At 68.7% G+C, this 25,454-nt stretch carries 20 protein-coding genes and 1 pseudogene; 12 read left to right on the top strand and 9 right to left on the bottom strand.

The window, feature by feature from the left end:
- Position 1 precedes the first annotated feature (1 nt).
- A complete protein-coding gene (locus tag WJ12_RS32915; RefSeq protein WP_069246018.1) occupies positions 2-1,333 on the top strand; it encodes an MFS transporter in 1,332 nt (443 codons plus the stop codon).
- 34 nt (positions 1,334-1,367) lie between these two features.
- On the opposite strand, the gene WJ12_RS32910 is transcribed toward WJ12_RS32915, so the two are convergent.
- Positions 1,368-2,288 (bottom strand): LysR family transcriptional regulator, encoded by a 921-nt coding sequence (locus tag WJ12_RS32910; protein ID WP_034187767.1) that lies wholly within the window; start codon positions 2,286-2,288, stop codon positions 1,368-1,370.
- A gap of 136 nt (positions 2,289-2,424) precedes the next feature.
- On the opposite strand from WJ12_RS32910, the gene WJ12_RS32905 reads away from it, so the two are divergent.
- Together WJ12_RS32905 and WJ12_RS32900 are read left to right on the top strand one after the other, a co-directional pair.
- Entirely contained in the window at positions 2,425-3,198 is a 774-nt protein-coding gene (locus WJ12_RS32905) for a transporter substrate-binding domain-containing protein (protein WP_069246017.1), read from the top strand.
- A 65-nt stretch (positions 3,199-3,263) separates the two neighbouring features.
- Positions 3,264-4,379 carry a succinylglutamate desuccinylase/aspartoacylase family protein gene (locus WJ12_RS32900; protein ID WP_059558989.1) on the top strand — a complete coding sequence of 372 codons (1,116 nt, stop codon included), beginning with the start codon at positions 3,264-3,266 and terminating at the stop codon, positions 4,377-4,379.
- 85 nt (positions 4,380-4,464) lie between these two features.
- On the opposite strand, the gene WJ12_RS32895 is transcribed toward WJ12_RS32900, so the two are convergent.
- Positions 4,465-5,451 (bottom strand): LysR family transcriptional regulator, encoded by a 987-nt coding sequence (locus tag WJ12_RS32895; protein WP_059558987.1) that lies wholly within the window; start codon positions 5,449-5,451, stop codon positions 4,465-4,467.
- 151 nt (positions 5,452-5,602) lie between these two features.
- Here WJ12_RS32895 and WJ12_RS32890 point away from each other — a divergent pair, with 151 nt between their 5' ends.
- Positions 5,603-6,922 (top strand): MFS transporter, encoded by a 1,320-nt coding sequence (locus tag WJ12_RS32890; RefSeq protein ID WP_059558985.1) that lies wholly within the window; start codon positions 5,603-5,605, stop codon positions 6,920-6,922.
- A 101-nt stretch (positions 6,923-7,023) separates the two neighbouring features.
- A complete protein-coding gene (locus WJ12_RS32885) occupies positions 7,024-8,535 on the top strand; it encodes a M81 family metallopeptidase (protein ID WP_059558983.1) in 1,512 nt (503 codons plus the stop codon).
- 15 nt (positions 8,536-8,550) lie between these two features.
- Here WJ12_RS32885 and WJ12_RS32880 read toward each other — a convergent pair whose 3' ends face one another.
- On the bottom strand, positions 8,551-9,339 hold the full coding sequence (locus WJ12_RS32880) for an IclR family transcriptional regulator (RefSeq protein ID WP_049028801.1): 789 nt from the start codon (positions 9,337-9,339) through the stop codon (positions 8,551-8,553).
- Positions 9,340-9,565: 226 nt separating this feature from the next.
- Here WJ12_RS32880 and pcaF point away from each other — a divergent pair, with 226 nt between their 5' ends.
- Positions 9,566-10,768: a 3-oxoadipyl-CoA thiolase gene (pcaF, locus tag WJ12_RS32875; RefSeq protein ID WP_034187773.1), complete on the top strand. Its 1,203-nt coding sequence runs from the start codon at positions 9,566-9,568 to the stop codon at positions 10,766-10,768.
- 99 nt (positions 10,769-10,867) lie between these two features.
- Here pcaF and WJ12_RS32870 read toward each other — a convergent pair whose 3' ends face one another.
- From WJ12_RS32870 to WJ12_RS32860, 3 genes are all read right to left on the bottom strand, one after another.
- On the bottom strand, positions 10,868-11,389 hold the full coding sequence (locus tag WJ12_RS32870; protein WP_059558980.1) for a 2-thiouracil desulfurase family protein: 522 nt from the start codon (positions 11,387-11,389) through the stop codon (positions 10,868-10,870).
- Between the two features lie 88 nt (positions 11,390-11,477).
- On the bottom strand, positions 11,478-12,038 hold the full coding sequence (locus WJ12_RS32865) for a GNAT family N-acetyltransferase (protein ID WP_059558978.1): 561 nt from the start codon (positions 12,036-12,038) through the stop codon (positions 11,478-11,480).
- On the bottom strand, positions 12,035-12,892 hold the full coding sequence (locus WJ12_RS32860; RefSeq protein ID WP_059558976.1) for a class I SAM-dependent methyltransferase: 858 nt from the start codon (positions 12,890-12,892) through the stop codon (positions 12,035-12,037). The genes WJ12_RS32865 and WJ12_RS32860 overlap by 4 nt, the downstream gene beginning before the upstream one ends.
- A 311-nt stretch (positions 12,893-13,203) precedes the next feature.
- Here WJ12_RS32860 and WJ12_RS32855 point away from each other — a divergent pair, with 311 nt between their 5' ends.
- Both WJ12_RS32855 and WJ12_RS32850 read left to right on the top strand, forming a co-directional pair.
- Positions 13,204-14,748: a methyl-accepting chemotaxis protein gene (locus WJ12_RS32855; protein ID WP_059558974.1), complete on the top strand. Its 1,545-nt coding sequence runs from the start codon at positions 13,204-13,206 to the stop codon at positions 14,746-14,748.
- Between the two features lie 411 nt (positions 14,749-15,159).
- Positions 15,160-16,704, top strand: coding sequence for a methyl-accepting chemotaxis protein (locus tag WJ12_RS32850; RefSeq protein ID WP_069246016.1), 1,545 nt, complete (start codon positions 15,160-15,162; stop codon positions 16,702-16,704).
- Between the two features lie 114 nt (positions 16,705-16,818).
- Here the strand turns inward: WJ12_RS32850 and gabD are convergent, their stop codons facing one another.
- On the bottom strand, positions 16,819-18,288 hold the full coding sequence (gabD, locus tag WJ12_RS32845) for an NADP-dependent succinate-semialdehyde dehydrogenase (RefSeq protein ID WP_034187779.1): 1,470 nt from the start codon (positions 18,286-18,288) through the stop codon (positions 16,819-16,821).
- A gap of 100 nt (positions 18,289-18,388) precedes the next feature.
- Positions 18,389-19,678, bottom strand: a complete 1,290-nt coding sequence (locus tag WJ12_RS32840) for a 4-aminobutyrate--2-oxoglutarate transaminase (RefSeq protein WP_049028866.1) — start codon at positions 19,676-19,678, stop codon at positions 18,389-18,391.
- 120 nt (positions 19,679-19,798) lie between these two features.
- On the opposite strand from WJ12_RS32840, the gene pdxR reads away from it, so the two are divergent.
- Positions 19,799-21,307 (top strand): MocR-like pyridoxine biosynthesis transcription factor PdxR, encoded by a 1,509-nt coding sequence (pdxR, locus tag WJ12_RS32835; RefSeq protein WP_034187780.1) that lies wholly within the window; start codon positions 19,799-19,801, stop codon positions 21,305-21,307.
- A gap of 65 nt (positions 21,308-21,372) precedes the next feature.
- On the opposite strand, the gene WJ12_RS32830 is transcribed toward pdxR, so the two are convergent.
- Positions 21,373-22,209, bottom strand: a complete 837-nt coding sequence (locus tag WJ12_RS32830) for a DMT family transporter (RefSeq protein WP_069246015.1) — start codon at positions 22,207-22,209, stop codon at positions 21,373-21,375.
- Between the two features lie 115 nt (positions 22,210-22,324).
- Between WJ12_RS32830 and selD the strand changes: the two genes are divergently transcribed.
- From selD to WJ12_RS32815, 3 genes and pseudogenes are all read left to right on the top strand, one after another.
- Positions 22,325-23,389, top strand: coding sequence for a selenide, water dikinase SelD (gene selD / locus WJ12_RS32825; protein ID WP_063851213.1), 1,065 nt, complete (start codon positions 22,325-22,327; stop codon positions 23,387-23,389).
- 72 nt (positions 23,390-23,461) lie between these two features.
- A pseudogene (locus WJ12_RS32820) lies at positions 23,462-24,051 on the top strand (LysE family translocator).
- Between the two features lie 229 nt (positions 24,052-24,280).
- A complete protein-coding gene (locus WJ12_RS32815; RefSeq protein ID WP_034187784.1) occupies positions 24,281-25,360 on the top strand; it encodes a purine-nucleoside phosphorylase in 1,080 nt (359 codons plus the stop codon).
- The last annotated feature ends 94 nt before the right edge of the window (positions 25,361-25,454 follow it).

Here is a 25,454-nt window from a genome sequence, read left to right as displayed (position 1 = left end):
GATGCAGAAAGACCATCTCGCGCTGCACCCCGCATCGGCGGGGACCGCCGAAACCGGCATGCCCGGCGCGCGTGCCGTCGCGCGGCGCGGCGCGATCGCCGCGGCCGTGATCGGCAACTGGCTGGAGTTCTTCGATTTCACCGTGTACGGCTTCTTCGCGGTGCTGATCGGCAAGCTGTTCTTCCCGTCGAGCGACTCGACCACGTCGCTGCTGCTGTCGGTCGCGACGTTCGCGGCCGGCTTCTTCACGCGGCCGCTCGGCAGCATCGTGCTCGGCGTCTATGCGGACCGCAAGGGGCGCAAGGCGGCGCTGAACCTGACGATCATGCTGATGGCGCTCGGCACCGGCCTGATCGCGATCGCGCCGACCTATGCGCAGGTCGGCGTGGCCGCGCCGCTGCTCGTCGTGTTCGCGCGGCTGCTGCAGGGCTTCTCGCAGGGCGGCGAATTCGGCGCGGCGACCACGACGCTGCTCGAACACGGCGGCACGTCGCGCCGCGCGTTCCGCGCGAGCTGGCAGCTGGCGACGCAGGGCGGCGCCGCGCTGATGGGCTCGGGCTTCGCGGCGCTGCTGTCGAACACGATGACGAAGGACGCGCTGGAAAGCTGGGGCTGGCGGCTGCCGTTCCTCGTCGGCGTGCTGATCGCGCCGGTCGGCATGTACCTGCGCCGCCGGCTCGCGGACGACGCGCCCGGCGACCGTCATCACGGAATCGAGCGCGGCGTGCTGCACGCGCTGTTCTCGAAGCACGCGCGCACCGTGCTGCTGCTGATGCTCACGGTGATGGGCGGCACGGTGTCGACCTACATCCTGACGTTCTACATGCCGACCTACGCGATCCACACGCTCGGCCTGCCGATGAAGCTGTCGATGTTCGTCGGCGTCGCGTCGGGCTGCGTGATGCTGGTCACGTGCCCGCTGTTCGGCTGGCTGTCGGACCGGCTCGGCAGCCGGCGCCTGCCGATCTTCGTCGGCCGCGGCGTGCTGGTCGTGCTGCTGTTCCCGGCGTTCTGGCTGATGAACCATCACCCGACGCTGTCGGTGATCCTGCCGCTGACCGCGCTGATGCTGCTGTTCTATTCGCTTGGCTCGGCGTCGGAAATGGCCTTGATGTGCGAATCGCTGCCGCGCCACGTGCGCGCGACCGGCATCTCGATCGCGTATGCGCTCGCGGTGACGATCTTCGGCGGCACCGCGCAGCTGATCGCGACCTGGCTCGTGAAGACGACCGGCAGCAAGCTCGCGCCGGCCGGCTACGTGGCCGCGTGCGTGGTGCTGTCGCTGATCGCGGTCGCGATGCTGCGCGAGACGGCCGGGGAGTCGCTGGACTGACGCGCGACGCGGGCGGCGGGGCGGTGCCGCGCGCTTACCGCCCGCGCACCATCCTCAGGTACGACGCGAGCATCGCCGCGAGTTCCTGCGCGGCCGGCGTCAGCGGCACGGCCGCGCGCTGCAGCAGGCAGATGTCCTGCGCTTCGGCCTGCTCGCGCACGGGCACTTTCGCGAGCGCGCCGGCGAACGGCCCGTGCCGCGTGATCGCTTCGGTTTCGAGCGCGAGGGAGTCGGTCTGCGTGACGATCTGCAGCGTCTCGAACATCCCTTCGACGGTGGCGAGCACCTTCGGCGGCGGCTGGCCGTGCGCGTCGAAGTACGCGAGCAGGCGGTTCACGACCGGGTCGGCGCTCAGGTTCGGCGAGCGCGTGGACACCCACGGGTAGCCGGCCAGCTCGGCGAGCGATTGCGCGTGCATCGCCGGATGCCCGCGGCGGCAGACGACCACCGGCGCCGACGCACGCAGCGGCGTCACCGCGAGATCGGTCGTGTCGGTCTGCTTCGCGACCAGCGCGATCGCGAAATCGACCGCGCTTTCCCGCAACCAGCCGACCATCATCCGCGACGTGCCGGTGCGCAGGTGCACGTCGACCTTGTCGAAGCGCGCGCGAAACGCGCTCAGCACCGGCGCGAACGCGTCGATCAGCGGCTCGGTCGCGAGCCCGAGCGTGACGGTGCCTTCGTACGCGCCGCTCAACTGGCGGATTTCCCGTTCGACCTGTTCGCATTCACCGAGGATCGCGCCGGAGCGCGCGAGCAGGCGCTGGCCGACGGCCGTCGGCACGATGCCGCGATTGGTGCGCGTGAACAGCGTCGCGCCGAGCGTGGCCTCGAGGCTCTGCAGCTGTTGCGTGACGCCGCTTTGCGCGAGATCGAGCGCGCGTGCGGCGGCGCGCAGGCTGCCGTGCTCGACGACGGCCTGGAAGATGCGGAGCTGGGACAGCGTGAACGCCATGGATGCGCGCGAGGCCGGTGATCGGAAATACCGATCATGATAAGGCAGGCGATGGTTCCGGCGGCGGCCCGTGCCGCCTACGATCGCAGGCAGTCCGGCTGATGCCGCTTGTTTCTCTTCCTGCCCTCCGTCGACCATGAAACGTTTCCTCGTCCCGCTCGTTTCCCTGTGCGTCGGCCTGGCCGCCACGTCCGCGTCCGCGCTCGACGCGCACGTCGTGCGGCTCGGCATCGATCCGACCTATCCGCCGATGGATGCGAAGGCGCCCGACGGCAGCCTGAAGGGCTTCGACGTCGATCTCGGCAACGAGATCTGCCGCCGCGCGCAGTTGCGCTGCCAGTGGGTCGAACTCGAATTCTCCGGGATGATCCCGGCGCTGCAGGCGCGCAAGATCGACGCGATCCTGTCGTCGATGGCGATCACGGCGAAGCGCGAGAAGCAGATCCTGTTCTCGTCGAAGCTGTTCCGCTTCAAGTCGCGGCTCGTCGCGCGGCCGGGCCTCGGGCTCGGCAGCACGGCCGCGTCGCTGGCGGGCAAGCGCGTCGGCGTGCAGTCGGGCACCCAGTTCGAATCGTGGGCGCTCGCGCACTGGGCGACGGCCGGCGTGAGCGTGGTGCCGTACAAGAGCCAGGACGACGTGTTCGCCGATCTCGTGAACGGCCGTCTCGACGCGGCGCTGCTCGGCACGGTGGAGGCCGACTACGGGTTCCTGCGCCAGCCGCGCGGCAAGGGCTTCGCGTTCGTCGGCGCGCCGCTCGACATGGGCGATCGCGGCGTCGGCATCGGCATGCGGCAAGCCGATACGGCGCTGAAGGCGTCGATCGACGGTGCGATCGCGTCGATGCTGAAGGACGGCACCTACGACCGGATCGCGAAGCAGTACTTCGATTTCAACCCGTACGGCGACTGAGCGCCGCGCAGGCCCGTTGCCACGATCCCTCCGATGCCCCCGTTTTCATCCGTTCGAGACCATCGATGCAGATTCGCACCACGCCGCTCCTGTCGCCGTCGATCGGCACGCAGCGCACGCTGACGAGCTTTCATTTCGGGCCGGCCGACACCGGCCGCAAGATCTACCTGCAGGCCGCGCTGCACGCGGACGAGACGCCCGCGATGCTCGCGGCGTTCGTGCTGAAGCAGCGCCTCGCGCGGCTCGATGCCGACGGCCGGCTCGCGGCCGAGATCGTGCTCGTGCCGGTGTCGAACCCGGTCGGCCTCAATCATCATCTGCTCGGGCAGTTCATCGGCCGGTTCGACCTGGCGAGCGGCCGCAACTTCAATCGCGGCTTCATGCCGCTCGCGGAGATCGCCGCGCAAGCGCGCGACCGCCTCGGCGACGACGGCGTGCGCAATCGCGCGATCGTGCGCGAATGCGTCGGCGCGGCGCTCGACGCCGTCGAACCGCGTACCGAATTCGACGCGTTGCAGCTTGCGCTGCTGAAGCTGTCGCACGACGCCGAGGTCGTGATCGACCTGCATTGTTCGCTCGAAGCGGTGATGCACGTGTACACGAGCGACACTGCATGGCCGGAGATCGAGCCGCTGGCGCGTTATCTCGGGGCGGAGGCGTCGCTGCTCGCCGAGGATTCGGGCGGACAGGCGTTCGACGATGCGCATCACCTGCTGTGGGCGCGGTTGCGCCAGCATCTGCCGGAAGGCAGGCCGATGGCGGCCGGCACGGTGGCCGTGACGGTCGAGTGCCGCGGCCAGCGCGACGTGACGTACGAATACGCGCAACGCGATGCCGACGCGCTCGTCGACTATCTCGTCTGGCGCGGCGCGGTGCACGGCGAACGCACGCCGTTGCCGCCGCTGGCCGCGCCCGCCACGCCGCTCGCGGGCAGCGAGCAGTTCTACGCGCCGGTCAGCGGGATCCTCGTGCATCGTGCGGCGATCGGTGCGACGATCCGCGCGGGCGAGCCGCTGTTCGACATCGTCGATCCGCTGACCGATGCGATCACGACGATTTCGAGCGCGACCGACGGCGTGTTCTACATGCGGCGCGCGATCCGCTTCGTGACGGCCGGCGCGCCGCTCGGCCGCGTGACGGGCACGGTGCCGGTGCGCACGGGGATGCTGCTCGGCGCGTGAGCGCGGCGCCGGACGCGCGGCGGTTCGATCGCGGCCTGCGCCGGGCCGGCCGCGACGCGAGGGCGGGCGCGGCCGGTGCGGCCGGTCACGGCTCGCCGCGATGCGCGGCGGCACGTTTGCCCGCCCGGCCGCGCGCGGTTGTCTTGCCGCTGCGCGTGCCCGCGTTCGAGAACATCTTCATCTCCTGCAGGATGCCGCGCAGCAACGTATCGGCCGCGACGCCGAGCGTCCGTCCCGCCTTGACCAGCAGCCGCGCGTTGGCCGCCTCGAGCAACGGATGCGCGACGGGCACGGCGACGAGCTCGCCTGCCGCCAGTTCCTGATACGCCGCGAAGGCGGCGAGCAGCGTGACGCCGTCGTTGCGCTTCACGAAGTGGCGCAGCACGGCAAGCGAGTTGGTGGTGAGCGTCGGGTGGAGGTGGATGTTCTCCGCGTAGGCAAGCATCTGCACGGCCTGTCCGAGACCGAACGCGGGCGGCATCAGCGCGAGCGGATACCCGGTGAGTTCGCGTACCGCGACGGGGCGGCCGCGTACGGCGAGCGGGTGCCCGGGATGGACGAGCGCCACCACCGGCTGCGACGCGGTGGCGACGTACTCGATGTCCGGATGCGCCGGCGGGTTGTAGGCCAGGCCGATATGCGCGCGGCTTTCGGCGACTTCCTGCAGCAACGTGCTGACCGGCAGGAGATCGACGGTGACGTCGAGCTTCGGGTAGCGCGCGCAGAAATCGGTGAGTACCTCGTCCATCAGGCAGTCGATATAGCCTTCGCTGGCCACGATGCGGATCTGGCCGTGCTGCAGCCCGCGAAGCGCCTGCAGGCGGTCTTCGAAGAGTTCCTGCTGGGAACGGCAGCCGCGCCAGTATTCGAGCAGGTGTGCGGCGGCCTCGGTCGGCTGCACGCCGCGCGGCTGGCGCTCGAACAGCGGGGCGCCGATTTCTTCCTCGAGCAGGCGGATCTGCCGCGTGATGACGGACGGCGACGTGTTGATGCTGTCGGCCGCGCCGCGGATGGAGCCGTGCGTCAGGACTTCGTGGAAATAGCGCAGGCGGCGCTGGTTCAGTTCGCGCATGGTGTCGGTCCGTGTGCCTTCGAAGTGTTGCTCATTGAGCAACGATAACTCGCTTAGGTTGCTATTGCGCCGCTTTTTCGTCTCCTCGACGATTCGAACAGCGTTGAACATCGTTGCGGGATTCGAAGCAATAGGCCCTAAAGGAGAGCGCATGTCCGCCATTCCATCCCCTCAAGACCCGGTCGCGCCCGGCAGCCCGGCGCATCAGGCCCTCTACCGCAAGCTGAACTGGCGCCTGCTGCCGTTCCTGCTGCTCTGCTACACCTTCGCGTATCTCGATCGCGTGAATATCGGGTTCGCGAAGCTCGCGATGCAGAGCGACCTGGGTATCTCCGATGCGGTGTACGGGCTGGGCGCGGGCATCTTCTTTCTCGGCTACGTCCTGTTCGAGATCCCGAGCAACCTGCTGCTGCCGCGGATCGGCGCGCGCAAGACCATCAGCCGGATCATGGTGCTGTGGGGCCTGACCTCGGCCGGCATGATGTTCGTCCACGACGAGACCACGTTCTATGCGATGCGCTTCCTGCTCGGCGTGTTCGAGGCCGGCTTCGCGCCGGGAATGATCTTTTACCTGACGTACTGGTATGGCCAGCGCCGGATGGCCGGCGTGATGGCGGTCGTCATGCTCGCCGGCCCGATCGGCGGCGCGTTCGGCTCGCCGCTGTCGGCGTGGCTGATGACCGGGCTGTCCGGTGCCCACGGCCTGGCCGGCTGGCAGTGGATGTTCGTCGTCGAAGGCCTGCCGTGCGTGCTGTTCGGCGTGCTCGCGCTCAAGGTGCTGTCCGACCGGCCGGCCGATGCGAAATGGCTGACCGACGACGAGAAGCGGCTGCTCGCCGCCGAGCTGCACACCACCGATGCGGGCCATCACTCGTTCGGGCAGGTGGTGCGCGATCCGCGCGTGTACCTGCTGGCGTTTGCGTACTTCACGATCATCTGCGGGATCTACGCGGTGAGTTTCTGGCTGCCGTCGATCATCAAGGCCGACGGCGTGACCGACACGATGCAGATCGGGCTGTACTCGATGATTCCGTACGTGTGCGCCGCGATCGCGATGGTCGTCATCGGCCGCCGGTCGGACCGTCGCGGCGAGCGCCGTTTCCACAGCGCGGTGCCGGCCCTGATCGGCGCGATCGCACTGGCCGTGGCGACGACGGCCAACGGCAATCTTGCCGTCTCGCTGGTCGGCATGACGATCGCCACGTCGATGATCTGGGCCGCGTACACGGTGTTCTGGGCGATTCCGTCGCAATACCTGAAGGGCGACGCCGCGGCGGGCGGCATCGCGTTGATCAACACGATCGGCCTGATCGGCGGCTTCCTGAGCCCGACCATCATCGGTGCGATCCACTCGGCGACCGGCAGCATGGCCGCGGGGCTGCTGGTCATGGTCGCACTGCTCGTCGCCGGTGCCGCGGTACTCGTGGCGAACCGGCTTCCCGCATCCCGCGACGCGCTGGCGACAGCCTGACGTCACGGGCCCGCGGGCATTCCAATATCCAGCGCGCCGTCGCCCGCCGGCCCTGACGGCGGGGTGCCGGCGCCTTGACGGCCTTTTCCGGAGACACATTTTTGAACACGCGCATCCTGATCGCCGGTTTCCAGCATGAAACCAATACGTTTGCACCATCGAAAGCCGCATACGCCAACTTTGAGCGGGGCGAAGGCTTCCCGGCCATGGTGCGCGGCGAGGACGTGCTCGCGCTGCGCGACGTCAATATTCCCGCCGGCGGCTTCATCGCCGCGGCCGAACGGCGTGGCTGGACCTTGCTGCCGGTCATCTGGGCGGGCGCGAGCCCGTCGGCCCACGTGACCGAGGACGCGTTCGAGCGCATTGCCGGAGAAATCGTCGCGGCGGTTCGCCGCGGAGGCTACGACGCGGTGTACCTCGACCTGCACGGCGCGATGGTCGCCGAGCATACCGACGACGGCGAAGGCACGTTGCTCGAGCGCGTGCGTGCGGCGGTCGGCCCGGACGTGCCGGTGGTCGCGTCGCTCGACCTGCATGCCAACGTCACCGCGCGGATGCTGCGCGAGGCCGATGCGCTGGTCGCCTTTCGTACCTATCCGCACGTCGACATGGCCGAGACCGGCGCGCGCGCGGCCGCGCTGCTCGAGCGCCTGTTCGACGCGCGGGCGGGCCGCCGCCCGCTGCATCGCGCCGCGCGCCGGCTGCCGTTCCTGATTCCGATCAACGGCATGTGCACGCTGCTCGAACCTGCGCGCGGCATGTATGCGCGGCTCGCGGCGCTGGAGACCGGGGCCGTGGCGTCGCTGTCGTTCGCGCCGGGCTTTCCGGCGGCCGATTTCCCCGAATGCGGCCCGGTCATCTGGGGCTACGGCGACGACGCCGCGTCGGCCGAGGCGGCCGTGCAGGCGCTCCACGACAAGATGCTGGCGGACGAAGCCGCGTGGCAGGTGCCGTTCCTGTCGCCCGACGATGCCGTGCGCGAGGCCATGCGGCTGTCCGAGGGGGCCGGCAAGCCGGTCGTCATCGCCGATACGCAGGACAATCCCGGCGCGGGCGGCGACTCGAACACGACGGGCATGCTGCGGGCGTTGCTGCGCAACGGCGCGAAAGATGCCGCGATCGGCTTGATCTGGGACCCGGCGGCCGCGGCCGCGGCCCATCGCGCCGGTGTCGGCGCGTTCATCGACGTGGCGCTCGGCGGTGTCTCTGGCGTGCCCGGCGACGCGCCGCACCACGCGCGTTTCGAGGTCGTGCACCTGTCCGACGGGGTATGCCGGTATGACGGCCCGATGATGAACGGCATGCGCGCGGATGTCGGCCCGGTCGCGTGCCTGCGGATCGACGGCGTGCTGATCGTGGTGAGCAGCGGCAAGGCGCAGATGCTCGACCGCAATCTCTATCGCGTGGGCGGGGTCGAGCCGGAATCGATGAAGATCCTCGTCAACAAGAGCTCGGTGCACTTCCGCGCCGATTTCCAGGATATCGCCGAGGCGGTGCTGGTCGCCACGGCGCCTGGCCCGATGACGGCCGATCCGGCCGAGTTGCCGTGGACCCGGCTGACGCCGGGAATCCGCATGAAGCCGACGGGAAAGGCGTTCGCCGGCAACGGCTGACGCGCGGCCGGCCGCTCAGCCGCGCCGCGCGACCAGTTCCGATACCGTCTGCGCGGCCTGCTGCAGCGGCCCGAGAAACTCCTTCACCATCTGTTTCGCGGTGTGCCGCTGCGCGTTGCCGCTGATGTTCATCGCCGCGATGATCTGCCCGCGCCGGTTGCGGATCGGCGCGGACAGCGACATCAGGCCCACTTCGAGTTCCTGGTCGACCACGGCCCAGCCCTGCTGGCGCACCTGCGCGATCGTTGCCTTCAGTTCGCCGAGATCCGTGATCGTGCGCGGCGTATGCGCGCGGATGCTGCTCTGCGCGAGCGTTTCGTCGAGCGCCGCGTCGTCGAGCGCGGACAGCAGCACGCGGCCCATCGACGTGCAGTACGCGGGCAGCCGGCTGCCGATCGACAGGTTGATCGTCATGATCTTGTGCGTCGGCACGCGCAGCACGTAGACGATCTCGGTGCGGTCGAGCACCGCGGCCGAGCAGCTTTCGTGGATCTGCGCGGACAATTGCTCCATCACCGGATCGGCGAGATTCCAGAACGGCATCGACGTGAGGTACGCGAAGCCGAGCTCGAGGATTTTCGGCGTGAGCCGGAACAGCCGGCCGTCGGCCTCGACATAGCCGAGCGTCTGCAGCGTGAGCAGGATCCGGCGCGCGCCTGCACGCGTGAGCCCGGTGGCCGACGCAACTTCGGTGAGCGTCTGCTCGGGCCGGGCCGCGTCGAACGCGCGGATGACCGCGAGGCCGCGCGCGAACGACTGCACATAGGAGTCGCCGGGTTTCGTCTGGGTGTCTTCGGTTGTCATGAGCGCCTGGAATATCGTGCAGCCGAGAAGATAGCGCATGGGGCCTGACACGCCAACCGCGCGGCAGGCCGCGCGCTTGACAGGTCGTCCCCGCACTCCCTATGATGCGTTGAACGTTCGATACACGATCTTATGTTCGTATATAGAACATTTAAGCGCATCCCGGCGGGCAATGCAAGGGGCGCGCCCTGTTCATTTCCCAGCCTTCATGGGACCGGAGACACTGATGACCGAAGCTTTTCTGTGTGATGCGATCCGTACGCCGATCGGGCGTTACGGCGGTGCACTGTCCGGCGTGCGCGCCGACGATCTGGGCGCGGTGCCGCTCAAGGCGCTCGTCGAGCGCAACCGCGACGTCGACTGGACGGCGATCGACGACGTGATCTACGGCTGCGCGAACCAGGCCGGCGAGGACAACCGCAACGTCGCACGCATGTCCGCGCTGCTCGCGGGCCTGCCGCAGGGCGTGCCGGGTTCGACGATCAACCGCCTGTGCGGTTCCGGGATGGATGCGGTCGGCGTGGCCGCGCGCGCGATCAAGTCCGGCGAAGCCGCGCTGATGGTCGCGGGCGGCGTCGAGAGCATGACGCGCGCGCCGTTCGTGATGGGCAAGGCCGCCAGCGCGTTCGCGCGCCAGGCCGACATCTTCGACACGACGATCGGCTGGCGTTTCGTCAATCCGCTGATGAAACAGCTGTACGGCGTCGACTCGATGCCGGAAACCGCCGAGAACGTCGCGGTCGACTACCACGTCAGCCGCGCGGATCAGGACCTGTTCGCGCTGCGCAGCCAGCAGAAGGCCGCGCGTGCGCAGCAGGACGGCACGCTGGCCGAGGAGATCGTGTCGGTCACGATCCCGCAGAAGAAGGGCGATCCGGTGGTCGTGTCGCGCGACGAGCATCCGCGTGAAACGTCGCTCGACACGCTCGCGAAGCTGAAGGGCGTCGTGCGCCCGGACGGTTCGGTGACGGCCGGCAACGCGTCGGGCGTCAACGACGGCGCCGCCGCGCTGCTGCTCGCGAACGAGGAAACCGCGAAGCGCTTCGGCCTGACGCCGCGGGCACGCGTGCTGGGTATCGCGACGGCCGGGGTGGCGCCGCGCGTGATGGGCATCGGCCCGGCGCCGGCCACGCAGAAGCTGCTCGCGCGGCTCGGGATGACGATCGACCAGTTCGACGTGATCGAGCTGAACGAAGCCTTCGCGTCGCAGGGCCTCGCGGTGCTGCGCATGCTGGGCGTCGCCGACGACGATCCCCGCGTGAACCCGAACGGCGGCGCGATCGCGCTCGGCCACCCGCTCGGCGCGTCGGGCGCGCGTCTCGTGACGACCGCGATGTACCAGCTGCATCGCACGAACGGCCGCTTCGCGCTGTGCACGATGTGCATCGGCGTCGGCCAGGGCATCGCGATCGCGATCGAACGCGTCTGATCGGTATGACGCGGTGACGCGGCCGGCCATGCGCCGCGTCACTGTCGCTCCGCTTCGCAACGATGGGCGGCACGAGGAGGCTCGTGCCGCCCATCGTCGTTAACCGCGGAGCTGTTTGATGCGCGCGTCGAGCGCGTCGATCTCGGTGTCCGCGAACACCTCGATGCCGTGCGCGCGCAGCAACGCCGCCGTGACGCCGGCGCCCGCATGCCGCCGGTGCGCGAAATGCCCGTCGTAAATGAACGTGCTACCGCACGACGGACTGCCGTCGGCGAGGATCGCGAAACGGCAGTCGTGCGCCTGCGCGAGCGCCAGCGCGGTGCGCGCGCCGGATACGAAGGGCGCCGTCACGTCGGCGCCGTTCACGTCGACGATGCGTGCGGTACCCGATAGAACCTGCTGCCCCGATCCGCCTTCGGCGATTTCGGCGGGCGGGCGCGGCACGCCGAGGCCGCCCGCGAGTTCCGGGCAGACCGGCACGAGACGCCCCTCACGCTGCCACCGCGCGAGCGCTTCGTGCGCGGCGGTCTTCGCCGAGCCGTTGTAGCGGACCGGATGGCCGATCACGCACAGGCTGACGAGGATCTTCGGGGCGGCTGGCGGTGGCGGGTCGTGCCTCAATGTCGCGCTCCATGGCGGTTAATGGCGGCTGTTGGTCGCTTCGGCAGGGGGGGGGGGGAAATTCCCTGTGCCATCGCGCGTCGGATCGTCAGGCCGCCGGTCCTTCCAGATGCAGGTCCTCGGGCTCGAGCGCGTAAAGCTCGGGGTCGGGCGACGGGCTGATCGTGAAGCCGAGCCGCAGGTAGAAGTCGATCGTGTTCCGCGACGGCGTGGCGGACACATACAGGCGGCGCGCGCCCATCGCGCGTGCCTGCCCCTGCGCCGTGCGGTAGAGCTGCTCGCCGAGCCCGCAACCGCGCCAGTCGTGGCTCACGTGCAGGAACTTCAGTTGCAGCATGTCGCGTTGCGGGCCGAGCGGCCGGCTGTCGACGATCACCGCCGCGACGAGCCGTGCACCGTCGAACCTGCCGAGGAACCAGCCGCCGCGATCGTGGCAGTCGAGCAGGATCGGCGTGTAGTGGTCGGCTTCGCCGTCGGGCCAGCCGGCGACGTCGTGGAACTCGGGCACGAGGTGCAGCGTGCCGTCGCGCAGCACGTACAGGTGCTCGATGATCTCGCGCCGGTCGATGGTCCACACGAGCGGCACGTCGTCGCGTGCAAGGAGGCGGGCGGACAGCGCGTCGCGTTCGGCGGCGGTGCGGCGCGTCATGCGGCCACCCGGTGCGCGGCGATCGCGTACATCAGCGGCAGGCGCGGCATGCCGTCGGGCGGCACCATCCGGCGGCCAGCCCGCTCGCGCATGCCGTCGAAGCCCTTCCAGCCGTTCGCATACGGATATTCGTTCAGGCGGTCGATCGCGAGCCCGGCCGACACGAGCGCGTTCACCACGTCGCCGATGCCCCACATGAACTCGTAGCTCGGGTGCGGATTCGCGAAATCGACGATGCCCGGATGATCGTGCCGCGCGCCGAGCCCGGTGCCGGACACCGCGACGTAGTCGCCGACGCCTGCCGGCTCCTCGGTCGCGTCGCGCTGGAAGTAGTCGTAGTGCGGCTGCCAGTGTTCATCGAAAACCAGCGCGAACGGATGGAACTCGACCATCGCGAAGCGGCCGCCCGGCGCGAGCAGCGCGGCGATTCCGCGCGCCCAGACGGTGAGGTCCGACAGCCAGCAGATCGCGCCGTACGACGTGAACACGCGGTCGAAGCGCTCGCCGCGCGCGGCCGCTTCGGGCATCCAGTCGAGCACGTCGGCGCGCTCGAACCGCGCGGGCAGCCCCGCATCGGCCGACAGCTGCCGCGCGAAGCCGATCGCCTCGTCGGCGATGTCGACGCCGGTGGCATCCGCGCCTTCGCGCACGAGGCTCAATGTGTCCTGTCCCGCGTTGCATTGCAGGTGCAGGAGCCGCAGGCCGGCGAGATCGCCGAGCAGCTCTCGTTCTTCTGGAAACAGCGTCGTGCCGCCATCGCGGAAAAACGCGGCCTGATCGCCTTTATGGCTGTTATGGGCGACCGTCGCCGTATTCCAGGACAGCCGATTCAGTTCATGCAATGCCTTTTTCATCGAATTCGAATTCCGGTGGAATGGAGCAGGATAGGCCATATCGTTTCGCCGTGCGCAATGGATGCCCGCATTGGCACGCCGGGCGGTGCGTTGTGACCGGCGGACACGCGTGCGCGGCGATTATCGCCGGAATATTTGATCGAAATCATGGTAATGGCTGGATTGCATATTTTATGCGCGACAGGATTAAGGTTTTCTGCCGAATTGCCGACAGCAAGGACGAGAACGTCGTAAAGCGATCAACCGTTTTTCGGCTACTGAGCGTGATTTCAGCGCGGCGCGGACAACCAATCCGCCTTTCGGAGCCTTGCATGCGCAACAACCAGCCCGTTACCCAACAGGAATTCGATTTTCCCGACGACGTCACGCTGATGTCGACGACCGATGCCGACAGCTACATCACGTACGCGAACACGACATTCGCGCAGGTGAGCGGCTATTCGAACGAGGAACTCGTCGGCCAGCCGCACAATGCCGTGCGCCACCCGGACATGCCGCGCGAGGCGTTCGCCGACATGTGGGCGACGCTCAAGCGCGGCGAGCCGTGGACCGCGCTCGTGAAGAACCGCCGCAAGAACGGCGATCACTACTGGGTGCGCGCGAACGCGATTCCGGTGATGCGCAACGGCCAGCCGCAGGGCTACATGTCGGTGCGCACGAAGGCGCCGAGCGACGAGACCGTGGCCGCCGACGCGCTGTATCGCGCGTTTCGCGAAGGCAAGGCCGGCCAGCGCCGCTTCCACAAGGGGCTCGTGATCCGTACCGGGCTGCTGCGCATCGCGTCGCTGCCGCAGACGATGTCGGTGCGCGCGCGCGTGCATGCGGCGCTGGGCGTGCTGGCGCCGGTCGTCGTCGGCACGGGCTGGGCCTGCGGGCTGACCGGCGGCGCGCTCGCGGCGTTCGCCGCGGTGACGGCCGGCGTGGCGGCCGCGGCCGGCTGGTGGCTCGAGGCGCAGATCGTGCAACCGGTGAAGCGGTTGCACGAGCAGGCGCTGAACGTCGCGACCGGTGAAAGCCGGCGCGGCGTGCGGATGAACCGCGTCGACGAGATCGGCATGACGCTGCGCACGATCAATCAGCTCGGGCTGATGTTTCGCTGGCTCGTCGACGACGTCAGCGAGCAGGTGCACAACGTGCAGCGCGCGAGCAACGAGATCGCGCAGGGCAACAACGACCTGAGCGCGCGCACCGAGCAGGCTGCGTCGAGCGTGCAGCAGACGGCCGCATCGATGGCCGAGATGACGGCGACCGTGTCGAGCAATGCGGAGACGGCCCTGCAGGCGAACCAGCTGTCGGTGTCGGCGAGCGACGCGGCCGAGCGCGGCGGGCAGGCGGTGAGCGAGGTCGTGACGACGATGAGCGAGATCACCGACAGCTCGCGCAAGATCGCCGACATCATCGGCGTGATCGACGGCATTGCATTCCAGACCAACATCCTCGCGCTGAACGCGGCGGTCGAGGCCGCGCGGGCCGGTGAACAGGGGCGCGGTTTCGCGGTGGTCGCGGGCGAGGTGCGCGCGCTCGCGCAGCGCAGCGCGAACGCGGCGAAGGAGATCAAGACGCTGATCGGCGCGAGCGTCGAGCGCGTGGAATCGGGCGCGCGGATCGTCGACGGCGCGGGCAAGACGATGGAGGACATCGTCACGCAGGTGAAGCGCGTGTCGGACCTGATCGCGGAGATCAGCTCGTCGACGGCCGAGCAGAGCACGGGCGTCGCGCAGGTCGACCAGGCGGTCGTGCATCTGGACAACATCACGCAGCAGAACGCGGCGCTCGTCGAGCAGAGCACGGCGGCATCGGAGAGCCTGAAGCAGCAGGCGACCCGGCTGGTGGATGCGGTGAACGTGTTCCGCTGATGGCCGCAAGCGTGCGCGACGGGCGGATTCGATCGAAGATTTCCGAATGTCGCGCACCCTGCGCATGGCTTTTTTTGCTTCAATCGAAATTCGATAAACGAGAAATATTCGTATTCCGATTTTTCCGGCGGCGCATTAAATGGAATTGGCCGAATCGAAATCAATAATCAGACGAATACCAGTTAAACCGTTGTCCGGCAAGGCTTTTGTTTCATCCATAAACAAACGATTCGGCAAAAACAAGATGATGCAAATTTAATGAATATTTTCCCGAATACACCGTAATGTTTTCGTGGAATTTGCCGAAAGCGCAGGAGCACGGCTCACGCGCATGCGAATCGACAGCAATGCGCGCGGGTCTCGAATCAATCCACAAGCGGGCGCAAGATCCGCCATCCGGAGCTCCTCACCATGCGCAACAACCAGCCCGTCACGCAACGCGAATTCGATTTCCCCGATGACGCGACGCTGATGTCGACGACCGATGCCGACAGCTACATCACGTACGCCAACGCGGCATTCATCCAGGTCAGCGGATTTTCTCCCGACGAAATCGAACGTCAGCCGCACAACGTCGTGCGCCATCCGGACATGCCGAAGGAGGCGTTCGCCGACATGTGGGCGACGCTCAAGGGCGGCGAGCCGTGGACGGCGCTCGTGAAGAATCGCCGCAAGAACGGCGATCACTACTGGGTGCGCGCGAACGCGATTCCGGTGATGCGCAACGGCCAGCCGAAAGGCTATATGTCGGTGCGCACGAAGGCGACGCGCGACGAGATCGCGGCCGCCGAAGCGTTGTATCGCGATTTCCGCGAAGGCAAGGCCGGCAATCGCCGCTTCCACAAGGGGTTGATCGTCCGCACGGGTGTGATGCGCGTTGTTTCGCTGTTCCAGACGATGTCGGTGCGCGCGCGCGTGCATGCGGCGCTGGGCGTGCTGGCGCCGGCCGTCGTCGGCGCCGGCTGGGCCTGCGGGCTGACCGGCGGCGCGCTGGCGGCGTTTGCCGGCGCGGCGGTGGGCGTGACGGCGGTTGCCGGCTGGTGGCTCGATGCGCAGATCGTGCAGCCGCTTCGGCAATTGCGCGACGAGGCGCTGCGCGTCGCGACCGGCGAGAGCCGCAGCAGCGTGCGGATGAACCGCGTCGACGAGATCGGCATGACGCTGCGCACGATCAATCAGCTCGGGCTGATGTTCCGCTGGCTGGTCGACGACGTCAGCGAGCAGGTGCACAACGTGCAGCGCGCAAGCAACGAGATCGCGCAGGGCAACAACGACCTGAGCGCACGTACCGAACAGGCCTCGACGAGCGTGCAGCAGACGGCCGCGTCGATGGCCGAGATGACGGCGACGGTGTCGAGCAATGCGGAAACGGCGCTGCAGGCGAACCAGTTGTCGGTGTCGGCGAGCGATGCGGCCGAGCGCGGCGGGCAGGCGGTGAGCGAGGTCGTGACGACGATGAACGACATCACCGCCAGTTCGCGCAAGATCGCCGACATCATCGGCGTGATCGACGGCATCGCGTTCCAGACCAATATCCTCGCGCTGAACGCCGCGGTCGAGGCCGCGCGCGCGGGCGACCAGGGACGCGGTTTCGCGGTGGTGGCGGGCGAGGTGCGCGCACTCGCGCAGCGCAGCGCGAACGCGGCGAAGGAGATCAAGGCGCTGATCGGCGCGAGCGTCGATCGCGTGGAATCGGGCGCGCGGATCGTCGACGGCGCGGGCAAGACGATGGAGGACATCGTCACGCAGGTGAAGCGCGTGTCGGACCTGATCGCGGAGATCAGCTCGTCGACGGCCGAGCAGAGCACGGGCGTCGCGCAGGTCGACCAGGCGGTCGTGCATCTGGACAACATCACGCAGCAGAACGCGGCGCTCGTCGAGCAGAGTGCGGCGGCGTCGGAGAGCCTGAAGCAGCAGGCGGCGCGGCTCGTGGAAGCGGTGAACGTGTTTCGTTGATCGCGGGAGGGAAGGTGACGCGGGCGCGGCGGAGAGGGGCGCCGGCCCGCGTCGGACCGCCCGGTTCCGGCCGGGCGGTCAGGGCCTGTCGCCGAAGCGGCAGGCCCCGAGCCGTCAGACGGCGAGGCAGAGGTACTTGATCACGACGTAGTCGTCGATGCCGTAGTGCGAGCCTTCGCGGCCGAGGCCCGACTGCTTGACGCCGCCGAACGGCGCGACTTCGTTCGAGATCAGGCCCGTGTTCACGCCGACCATCCCGTATTCGAGCGCTTCCGCCACCTTCCACACGCGGCCGATGTCGCGGCTGTAGAAGTAGGCGGCCAGGCCGAACTCGGTATCGTTCGCGAGGCCGATCACTTCCTCGTCGCTGCTGAACTTGAACAGCGGCGCGAGCGGCCCGAACGTCTCTTCCTTCGCGACCTTCATCGCCGGCGTGACGCCCGTCAGCACGGTCGGCTCGAAGAAGCCGTGGCCGAGCGCGTGGCGCTTGCCGCCCGTCACGACGGTCGCACCCTTCGCGAGCGCGTCCTCGATGTGCGCCTCGACCTTCAGCACGGCCGCCTCGTTGATCAGCGGGCCCTGCGTGACGCCCGGCTCGGTGCCGCGGCCGACCTTCAGCTGGCCGACGGCGGCCGCGAGCTTCTGCGCGAACGAGTCGTACACGGCTTCATGCACGTAGAAGCGGTTCGTGCACACGCAGGTCTGGCCGCTGTTGCGGTACTTCGATGCGATCGCGCCCTGCACGGCCGCATCGAGGTCGGCGTCGTCGAACACGATGAACGGCGCGTTGCCGCCCAGCTCCAGCGACACCTTCTTGACCGTCGCCGCGCATTGCGACATCAGCAGGCGGCCGACCGGCGTCGAGCCCGTGAACGACAGCTTGCGCACGATCGGGTTCGACGTCATTTCGCCGCCGATCGCCTTCGGGTCGCCCGTGACGACGCTGAACACGCCGGCCGGCACGCCCGCGCGTTCGGCCAGCACGGCCATCGCGAGTGCGGAGAACGGCGTGGCCTCGGCCGGCTTCACGACGATCGGGCAGCCGGCCGCGAGCGCCGGGCCGACCTTGCGCGTGATCATCGCCGCCGGGAAGTTCCACGGCGTGATCGCCGCGCACACGCCGATCGCTTCCTTCGTCACGACGATGCGCTTGTCGCTCGCCGGCGTCGGGATCGTGTCGCCGTACACGCGCTTGCCCTCTTCCGCGAACCACTCGAGGAACGACGCCGCGTAGCCGATCTCGCCCTTCGCCTCGGCCAGCGACTTGCCCTGCTCGGTCGTGAGGATCAGCGCGAGGTCGTCGGCGTTTTCCATCATCAGGTCGTGCCACTTGCGCAGGATGACCGCGCGTTCCTTCGCGGTCTTCTTGCGCCACGCCGGCCATGCGGCGTTCGCGGCGTCGATCGCGTGACGCGTCTCGGCCGTGCCCATCGCCGGCACGGTGCCGAGCAGGCCGCCCGTCGCCGGGTTGCGGACATCGAACGTCTCGCCGTTCGTTGCGCCTTGCCATTCGCCGTTGACGTACGCCTGCTGGCGGAACAGCGACGGATCTTTCAGTGCCAGGGTTTCCTGAACGGTGCTCATATGAATCGCCTGCTTTGAAAAGGACGGATAAGGACGGATGAAAACGGCCGCCGCCGTCTTCACGACGGCGGCGGCCCATTCAGTTGAAGTGGGCGGGCACTCAGGCCGGCACGCCGACCGTTTCCTTCAGCACTTCCTCGAGGATCGCGAGCGCTTCGTCGAACACGGGCTGCGTGATCGTCAGCGGGAACAGGAAACGTACGACGTTCGAGTACACGCCGCACACGAGCAGCAGCAGGCCGCGCTCGAGCGCGCGCGTCTGCACGCGCTTCGTGAATTCGGCATCCGGCTCGCCCGAGCCCGGCTTCAGGAACTCGACCGCGATCATCGCGCCCGGGCCGCGCACGTCGGCGATCTGCGGCACGTCGGCCTGCAGCGACGTCAGCTTCGCCTTCAGCACGTCGCCGAGCTGCGTCGCGCGTTCGCACAGCTTTTCCTCGTCGATGATCTCGAGCACCGCGTGCGCCGAGGCGACGGCCAGCGGGTTGCCCGCGTACGTGCCGCCGAGGCCGCCGGGCGCTGCCGCGTCCATCACGTCCGCACGGCCGACGACGCCCGACAGCGGCATGCCGCCCGCGAGGCTCTTCGCCATCGTGATCAGGTCGGCCAGCACGTCGTAGTGCTGCATCGCGAACAGCTTGCCGGTGCGTGCGAAGCCCGTCTGGACTTCGTCGGCGATCAGCAGGATGCCGTGTTCGTTACAGATCTTGCGCAGCGCGCGCACGAATTCGGCCGGCGCCGGGTTGAAGCCGCCTTCGCCCTGGACCGGTTCGAAGATGATCGCGGCGACGCGCTTCGGATCGATGTCGGCCTTGAACAGCATCTCGATCGCCTTGATCGAGTCGGCGGTCGTCACGCCGTGCAGCGCGTTCGGGTACGGCGCGTGGAACACGTCGCCCGGGAACGGGCCGAAGTTCAGCTTGTACGGGGCGACCTTGCCGGTCAGCGCCATGCCCATCATCGTGCGGCCGTGGAAGCCGCCCGAGAACGCGATGACGCCCGGGCGGCCGGTCGCGGCCCGCGCGATCTTGATCGCGTTCTCGACGGCTTCGGCGCCGGTCGTGAAGAATGCGGTCTTCTTCGGGAAGTCGCCCGGCGCGCGGTCGTTGATCTTCTCGGCCAGCTCGACGTACGACGCGTACGGGACGATCTGGTAAGCGGTGTGCGTGAAGCTGTTCAGTTGATCCGAGATCGCCTTGACGATCTTCGGGTGGCGGTGGCCCGTGTTCAGCACCGCGATGCCGGCGGCGAAATCGATGAAGCGACGGCCTTCGACATCCCACAGTTCCGCGTTCTCGGCGCGGGCTGCGTAGAAATCGCACATCACGCCGACGCCGCGCGGGGTGGCGGCGTTCTTGCGGGCCTGCAGATCGGCATTCTTCACGGTCATCTCCTTGATGTTCTTTCCGGTGAGTAGAAATTCGGGCGCCTTGGCAGCCCATGGAGGCGACTATAATCACATTTGGCTCTGGCAATCAGAGCCATTTCAATAAATATTCAGGAGCCAATCATGCGCGCGAGCGTGTTGTCGGACTGGCTGGCGCAGCGCCTCGTGCGCGGCGGCGCACAGCCGATCTACCGGCAGCTTCACCGGCTGCTGCAACAGGCGATCCTGTCGCGCGAACTGCCGGCCGGCACGCGCGTACCGTCGTCGCGGCTGCTGGCCGCCGAGCTCGGCATCGCCCGCAACACGGTCACGCAGGTTTACGAACAGCTGGCGCTCGAAGGCTATGTGAATTCGGCGACCGGCCGAGGCACCTTCGTCGCCGACAGCGCGCCGGACGAGATCGTCGGCGTGCCGCCCGACGCGGCGGCCGGGCCCGCCGTCGTGATGCCGTCCGCGCGGCGGCTGTCCGCGCGCGGCACGCGGCTCGTCGAAGGCGCCGGCGTGTCGAAGCGCCAGGGCGGCGCGTTCATGCCGGGCGTGCCCGATGTGTCGCGATTTCCGGCGCGCGTGTGGACGCGGCTGCACAACAAGTACTGGCGGCGCCTGCGCCCCGACCTGCTGACGTACGCACCGGGCGGCGGGCTCGCGCTGCTGCGCGAGGCGCTGGCCGACTACCTGCGCACGTCGCGCTCGGTGCGCTGCACGCCCGAGCAGATCGTGATCACGACCGGCATCCACCAGTCGATCGACCTCGCGGTGCGGTTGCTGACCGATCCGGGCGACGCGATCTGGACCGAGGACCCGTGCTACTGGGGCGTGCGCAGCGTGCTGAACGTGTCGGGGCTGACCACGCGGCCGATTCCGGTCGACGACGAAGGCATCGCGCCGTCGGCCGCCGATCTCGCCGCGCCGCCGAAGCTGATGCTCGTCACGCCGTCGCACCAGTATCCGCTCGGCATGGTGATGAGCCTCGCGCGGCGGCGGATGCTGCTCGAATACGCGCGCCAGCACGGCTGCTGGATCATCGAGGACGACTACGACAGCGAATTCCGCTACGGCAGCCGGCCGCTCGCGTCGCTGCAGGGGCTCGACACGGCCGGGCAGGTGATCTACGTCGGCAGTTTCGGCAAGACGCTGTTCCCGGGGCTGCGGGTCGGGTATCTCGTCGCGCCGGAACCGCTCGCGGAAAGTTTCGCGACCGCGAGCGCCGAGCTGTACCGCGAAGGGCAACTGCTGCAGCAGGCGGTGCTCGCGGAATTCATCGCGGAAGGGCACTTCGTGTCGCATATCCGCAAGATGCGCACGCTGTACGGGCAGCGCCGCGAGGTGCTGCTCGAGGCGGTCGCGCGCCGCTACGGCGATACGCTGCAGGCACTCGGCAGCGACGCGGGGCTGCATCTGGTCACGCAACTGCCGGAAGGGGTCGACGATCGCGCGGTCGCGCAGGCCGCGCTCGAACGCAATATCGTTGTGCGGCCGCTGTCCGGTTACTACGCGGATCGCGAGCGCGCCGCGTCGGGGTTGCTGCTCGGTTATGCGTGCGTGCCGGAAGACGAGATCGCGACCGCGTTCGCGACGCTCGCCGAGGCGATCGACGAGCGGGCGTTCGGCAGGGCCGTCGCGGTGGCTTGACGGCGCGGCAGCGGCATCGTCGCGGGGCGGCGCCGGTGGTCGGTGCGAGGCCGGCGCGGGCGCGCCTACAGCCGGATCAGCGCCGCGCCGGCCACCACCAGCGCGCACGCGGCGAGCCGTTGCGCGCCGGGCCGCTCGCGCATCACGAACCAGCCGATCGCGACCGCGAAGATCGAGCTCGTTTCGCGCAGCGCGGACACGGTCGCGACCGGCAGGTGCCGGTACGCGAGGATCACGATCCCGTATGCGGCGAGCGAGATCGTGCCGGCGATCGCGCCCTGCGTGAGCGCCGTGCGCGACGCGAGCACCGCGCGCGGGCCGCCGCGCAGCACGCCGACGAGCACGAGCTGCGGCACGCTCCATAGCAGGTACACCCACGCGATGTAGCCGAGCGCGCCGCCGGACAGGCGCGAGCCGATTCCGTCGCAGATCGAGTACGCGGCGATGAACACGCCCGTGAGCAGCGCATACGGCACGCCTTCGCCGGAGAACCGGAAGCCGCGCCGCAACGCGAGCGACATGATCCCGAACGACACCAGCGCGATGCCCGCGAAGCCGAATGGCGTCGGCCGCTCGTGCAGCATCGCGAGCGCCAGCACCGACACGAGCAGCGGCGAGATACCGCGCGCGATCGGATAGATCTGGCCGAATTCGCCGCTGCGGTACGCGCGCGCGAGCGTGAAGCAGTACGCGACCTCGAGCGTGGCCGACGCGACGATGTACGGCCACGCGGCGGGCGCCGGCGCCGGCAGCAGCGCGGCGCCGGCGATGCCGAACGCGAGATACGGCAGCGACATCGTGCCGAGCTGCACGAGCCGGTCTTCGCTGACGTGGAGGAACGCATTCCAGATGGCGTGCAGCAGCGCGGAGCACAGCACGAGGCCGATGAACAGGTGATCCATGAACGAAGGTGCGGGCGGCGGCGGGCGGGGGACGGCGCCGTCAATTATGTGGGTATCCGGCGCGCTCGCGCGGAATTGTCGATAATAGAACGTTGTTATTCACCGGATGCCGACGATGACCGAAGCCACCCAAGCCCAGCCTGCCGTTCCGCGCCTCACGAGCCTGTCGCACGGGGGCGGCTGCGGCTGCAAGATCGCGCCGGGCGTGCTGTCCGAACTGCTGAAGCGCGCGACGCCGCCCGCGCTGTTCCCGGACCTGCTGGTCGGCACCGAGACGTCCGATGACGCGGCCGTCTACCGGCTCAACGACGAGCAGGCGATCGTCGCGACCACCGATTTCTTCATGCCGATCGTCGACGATCCGTTCGACTTCGGCCGCATCGCGGCGACCAACGCGCTGTCCGACGTGTATGCGATGGGCGGCAAGCCGATCCTCGCGCTCGCGCTGGTCGGCATGCCGATCAACGTGCTGCCGCATGAAACGATCGCGGCCGTGCTGCGCGGCGGCGAATCGGTGTGCGCGGACGCCGGCATTCCGGTCGCGGGCGGCCATTCGATCGATTCGGTCGAGCCGATCTACGGGCTCGCGGCGATCGGCGTCGTGCACCCGTCGCGCGTGAAGCGCAATGCGGCCGCGCGCGCCGGCGACGTGCTCGTGCTCGGCAAGCCGCTCGGCGTCGGCGTGCTGTCGGCCGCGCTGAAGAAGAACCAGCTCGATGCCGACGGTTACGCGCAGATGGTCGCGACGACCACCAAGCTGAACCGGCCGGGCACGGAGCTGGCCGCGCTGCCGGGCGTGCACGCGCTGACCGACGTCACGGGCTTCGGGCTGCTCGGCCATACGCTCGAGCTGGCGCGCGGCGCGCAGCTGACCGCGCGCGTGCACTATGCGTCGCTGCCGTGGCTCGCCGGCGTCGAGGCGTTCGTGGCCGACGGCGTGTTCACCGGTGCGTCGGGCCGCAACTGGGCCGCGTACGGCACCGACGTGCGGCTTGCCGACGGCCTGCCGCCGGTCGCGCAGGCGCTGCTGACCGATCCGCAGACGTCGGGCGGCCTGCTCGTCGCGTGCGCGCCCGACGCGGTCGACGACGTGCTCGCGTGCTTCCGTGCCGACGGTTTCGACCGCGCGGCCGTGATCGGCGAGATGGTGGACGGGCCCGCGCGCGTCGACGTCGCCTGACGCGGATTTTCCGCGCGGGTTCTTTATGCGGTCGCCGGAATCGATGCCTTCCCTCGAAGGCATCGACGATCGATGAACGACTTCCTGTTCGGGCTGATGATCGCGCTGTCGGTCGGGCCCGTTGCATGGATGATCGCGAACTACGGCATGCGCGCCGGCACGGCGACCGGCGTGCGCGCGGCAATCGGCGTTGCCGCGGCGGACGGCTGTCATGCAGTCGTCGCGTTCACGATCGGCGTGATGCTCGCGAGCACGCTCGCGGCGCATCTGTCGTTGTTCCGTAGCGTGGGCGCGGGCGTATTGCTCGCGATGGGCATGCGGATGCTGTGGCAGTCGCTGCGCGACCGTCGGCGCACGCTCGAAGGCGATACGCCGCCGCCGGGTGACCGCCCGTTGATGTCGATGTTCGTCGTCACGCTCGCGAACCCGCTGACGATCCTGCTGTTCTACGGCTATGCAACGGCTGCCGCCGGCGCGCTTCGGCACTGGCTGACCGGTGCCGCGTGCGTGTTCGCGGGCAGCCTCTGGGGCAGCTCGTGTTCGCGTTCGGCGGCAGCGCGATCGGCCGCTTCGTGAAGTCGCCCGGGTGGCTCGCGGCGAGCCATGTGGTCGCCGCGCTCGTCGTGCTCGGTTACGGTGTTGCGGGGCTGATGCGCGTGTAGCGCGGCGGGCAGCGGCCGGCGTCGCACGGGCGACCAACCCGATAGCATTCCTGATGTTTGCAATACGGCGGCGAACGCGCGCATTCCGTCACGCAACACGCGTCCATGCGCACGAAACACCGTTCGCCGTTTCGTAGTCGGGTTCCGCATTGCGTACGCCCGTTCTATACTCCCTCGCGCAGTCTCCGAGAGCCGTTCTCACCCAACATCATCGAAACAAGGAACGCCGATGCTGACTCGCTCCATCCTTTCCGCTGCCGCATTCTCGCTCGCGGCCTGTGCGACCGCGCCGTCGATCGCGCAGGACAACCAGGGCAACAACGCGGGCAACCATGCATTCGCCGAGACCGGTGCACAGGGCCGCCCGGTCAAGGTCATGATCATCACGATGTTCGGTCCGGAGGGCCAGGCGTGGCTCGACCGGCTCGGCCCGTGGCGCGACATCGCCGTGCCGGGCCTGTCGCCCGACTACCCGGCCGTTCACTGCAACAAGCAGGACGTGTGCGTCGTGACGACCGGCATGGGTTATGCGAACGCGTCGGCGACGATCATGGCGCTCACGTTCTCGCAGCGCTTCGATCTGCGCCGGACGTATTTCCTGGTGTCCGGCATCGCGGGCGTCGACCCCGCGCAGGGCACGGTCGGTTCGGCCGCGTGGTCGAAATACCTCGTCGATTTCAGCCTGCAGTGGGAGCTCGACGCGCGCGAGATTCCCGCCGGCTGGAACACGGGTTTCCTCGGCATCAACACGAAGAGCCCGAACGACAAGCCGCCGCTCGACTATCGCACCGAAGTGTTCCAGCTCAACCCGCAGCTGACCGACGCCGCGTACGCGCTGTCGCGCAACGTCGTGCTCGCCGACAGCGCGCAGGCGCAGGCTGCCCGCGCGAAGTTCACGTATGCGCCGGCGAACCGGCCGCCGACGGTGATCCAGTGCGATACGTCATCGGGTAACACGTGGTTCTCCGGCACGCTGATCGGCGAGCGCGCGCGCCAATGGACGAAGATCCTGACCGACGGCAAGGGCACTTACTGCATGACCGCGCAGGAAGACAACGCGACGTATGAGGCGCTCAAGCGCGCGGCGAGCGTGAAGCGGGTCGACCTGTCACGCGTCGCGGTGCTGCGCACGGGGTCCGATTTCGACCGCCCGTATGCGGGGCAGACGAGCGCCGACAACCTGCTGAACTACGCGGACCAGGGTGGTTTCGCCCCGGCGACCGAAAACCTGTACCGCGCGGGCAATCCGCTGGTTCAGGACATCGTCACGCACTGGGGCGAATGGCGCGACGGCGTGCCGCGCCGTTGACGGCCGGACGATGACTCGGCCGGCGGTCAATGCGATCGCGGGGCCGAACGGAACGGCGTCCAGACCGGCGTGGTGTCGTCCCAGTGATCGAGCG

It is taken from the genome of Burkholderia seminalis, assembly GCF_001718535.1.
Taxonomy (GTDB): Bacteria; Pseudomonadota; Gammaproteobacteria; order Burkholderiales; family Burkholderiaceae; genus Burkholderia; species Burkholderia seminalis.
The sequence above is the reverse complement of the archived record's forward strand: the minus strand, read 5'-3'. Positions and strand labels throughout refer to the sequence as shown.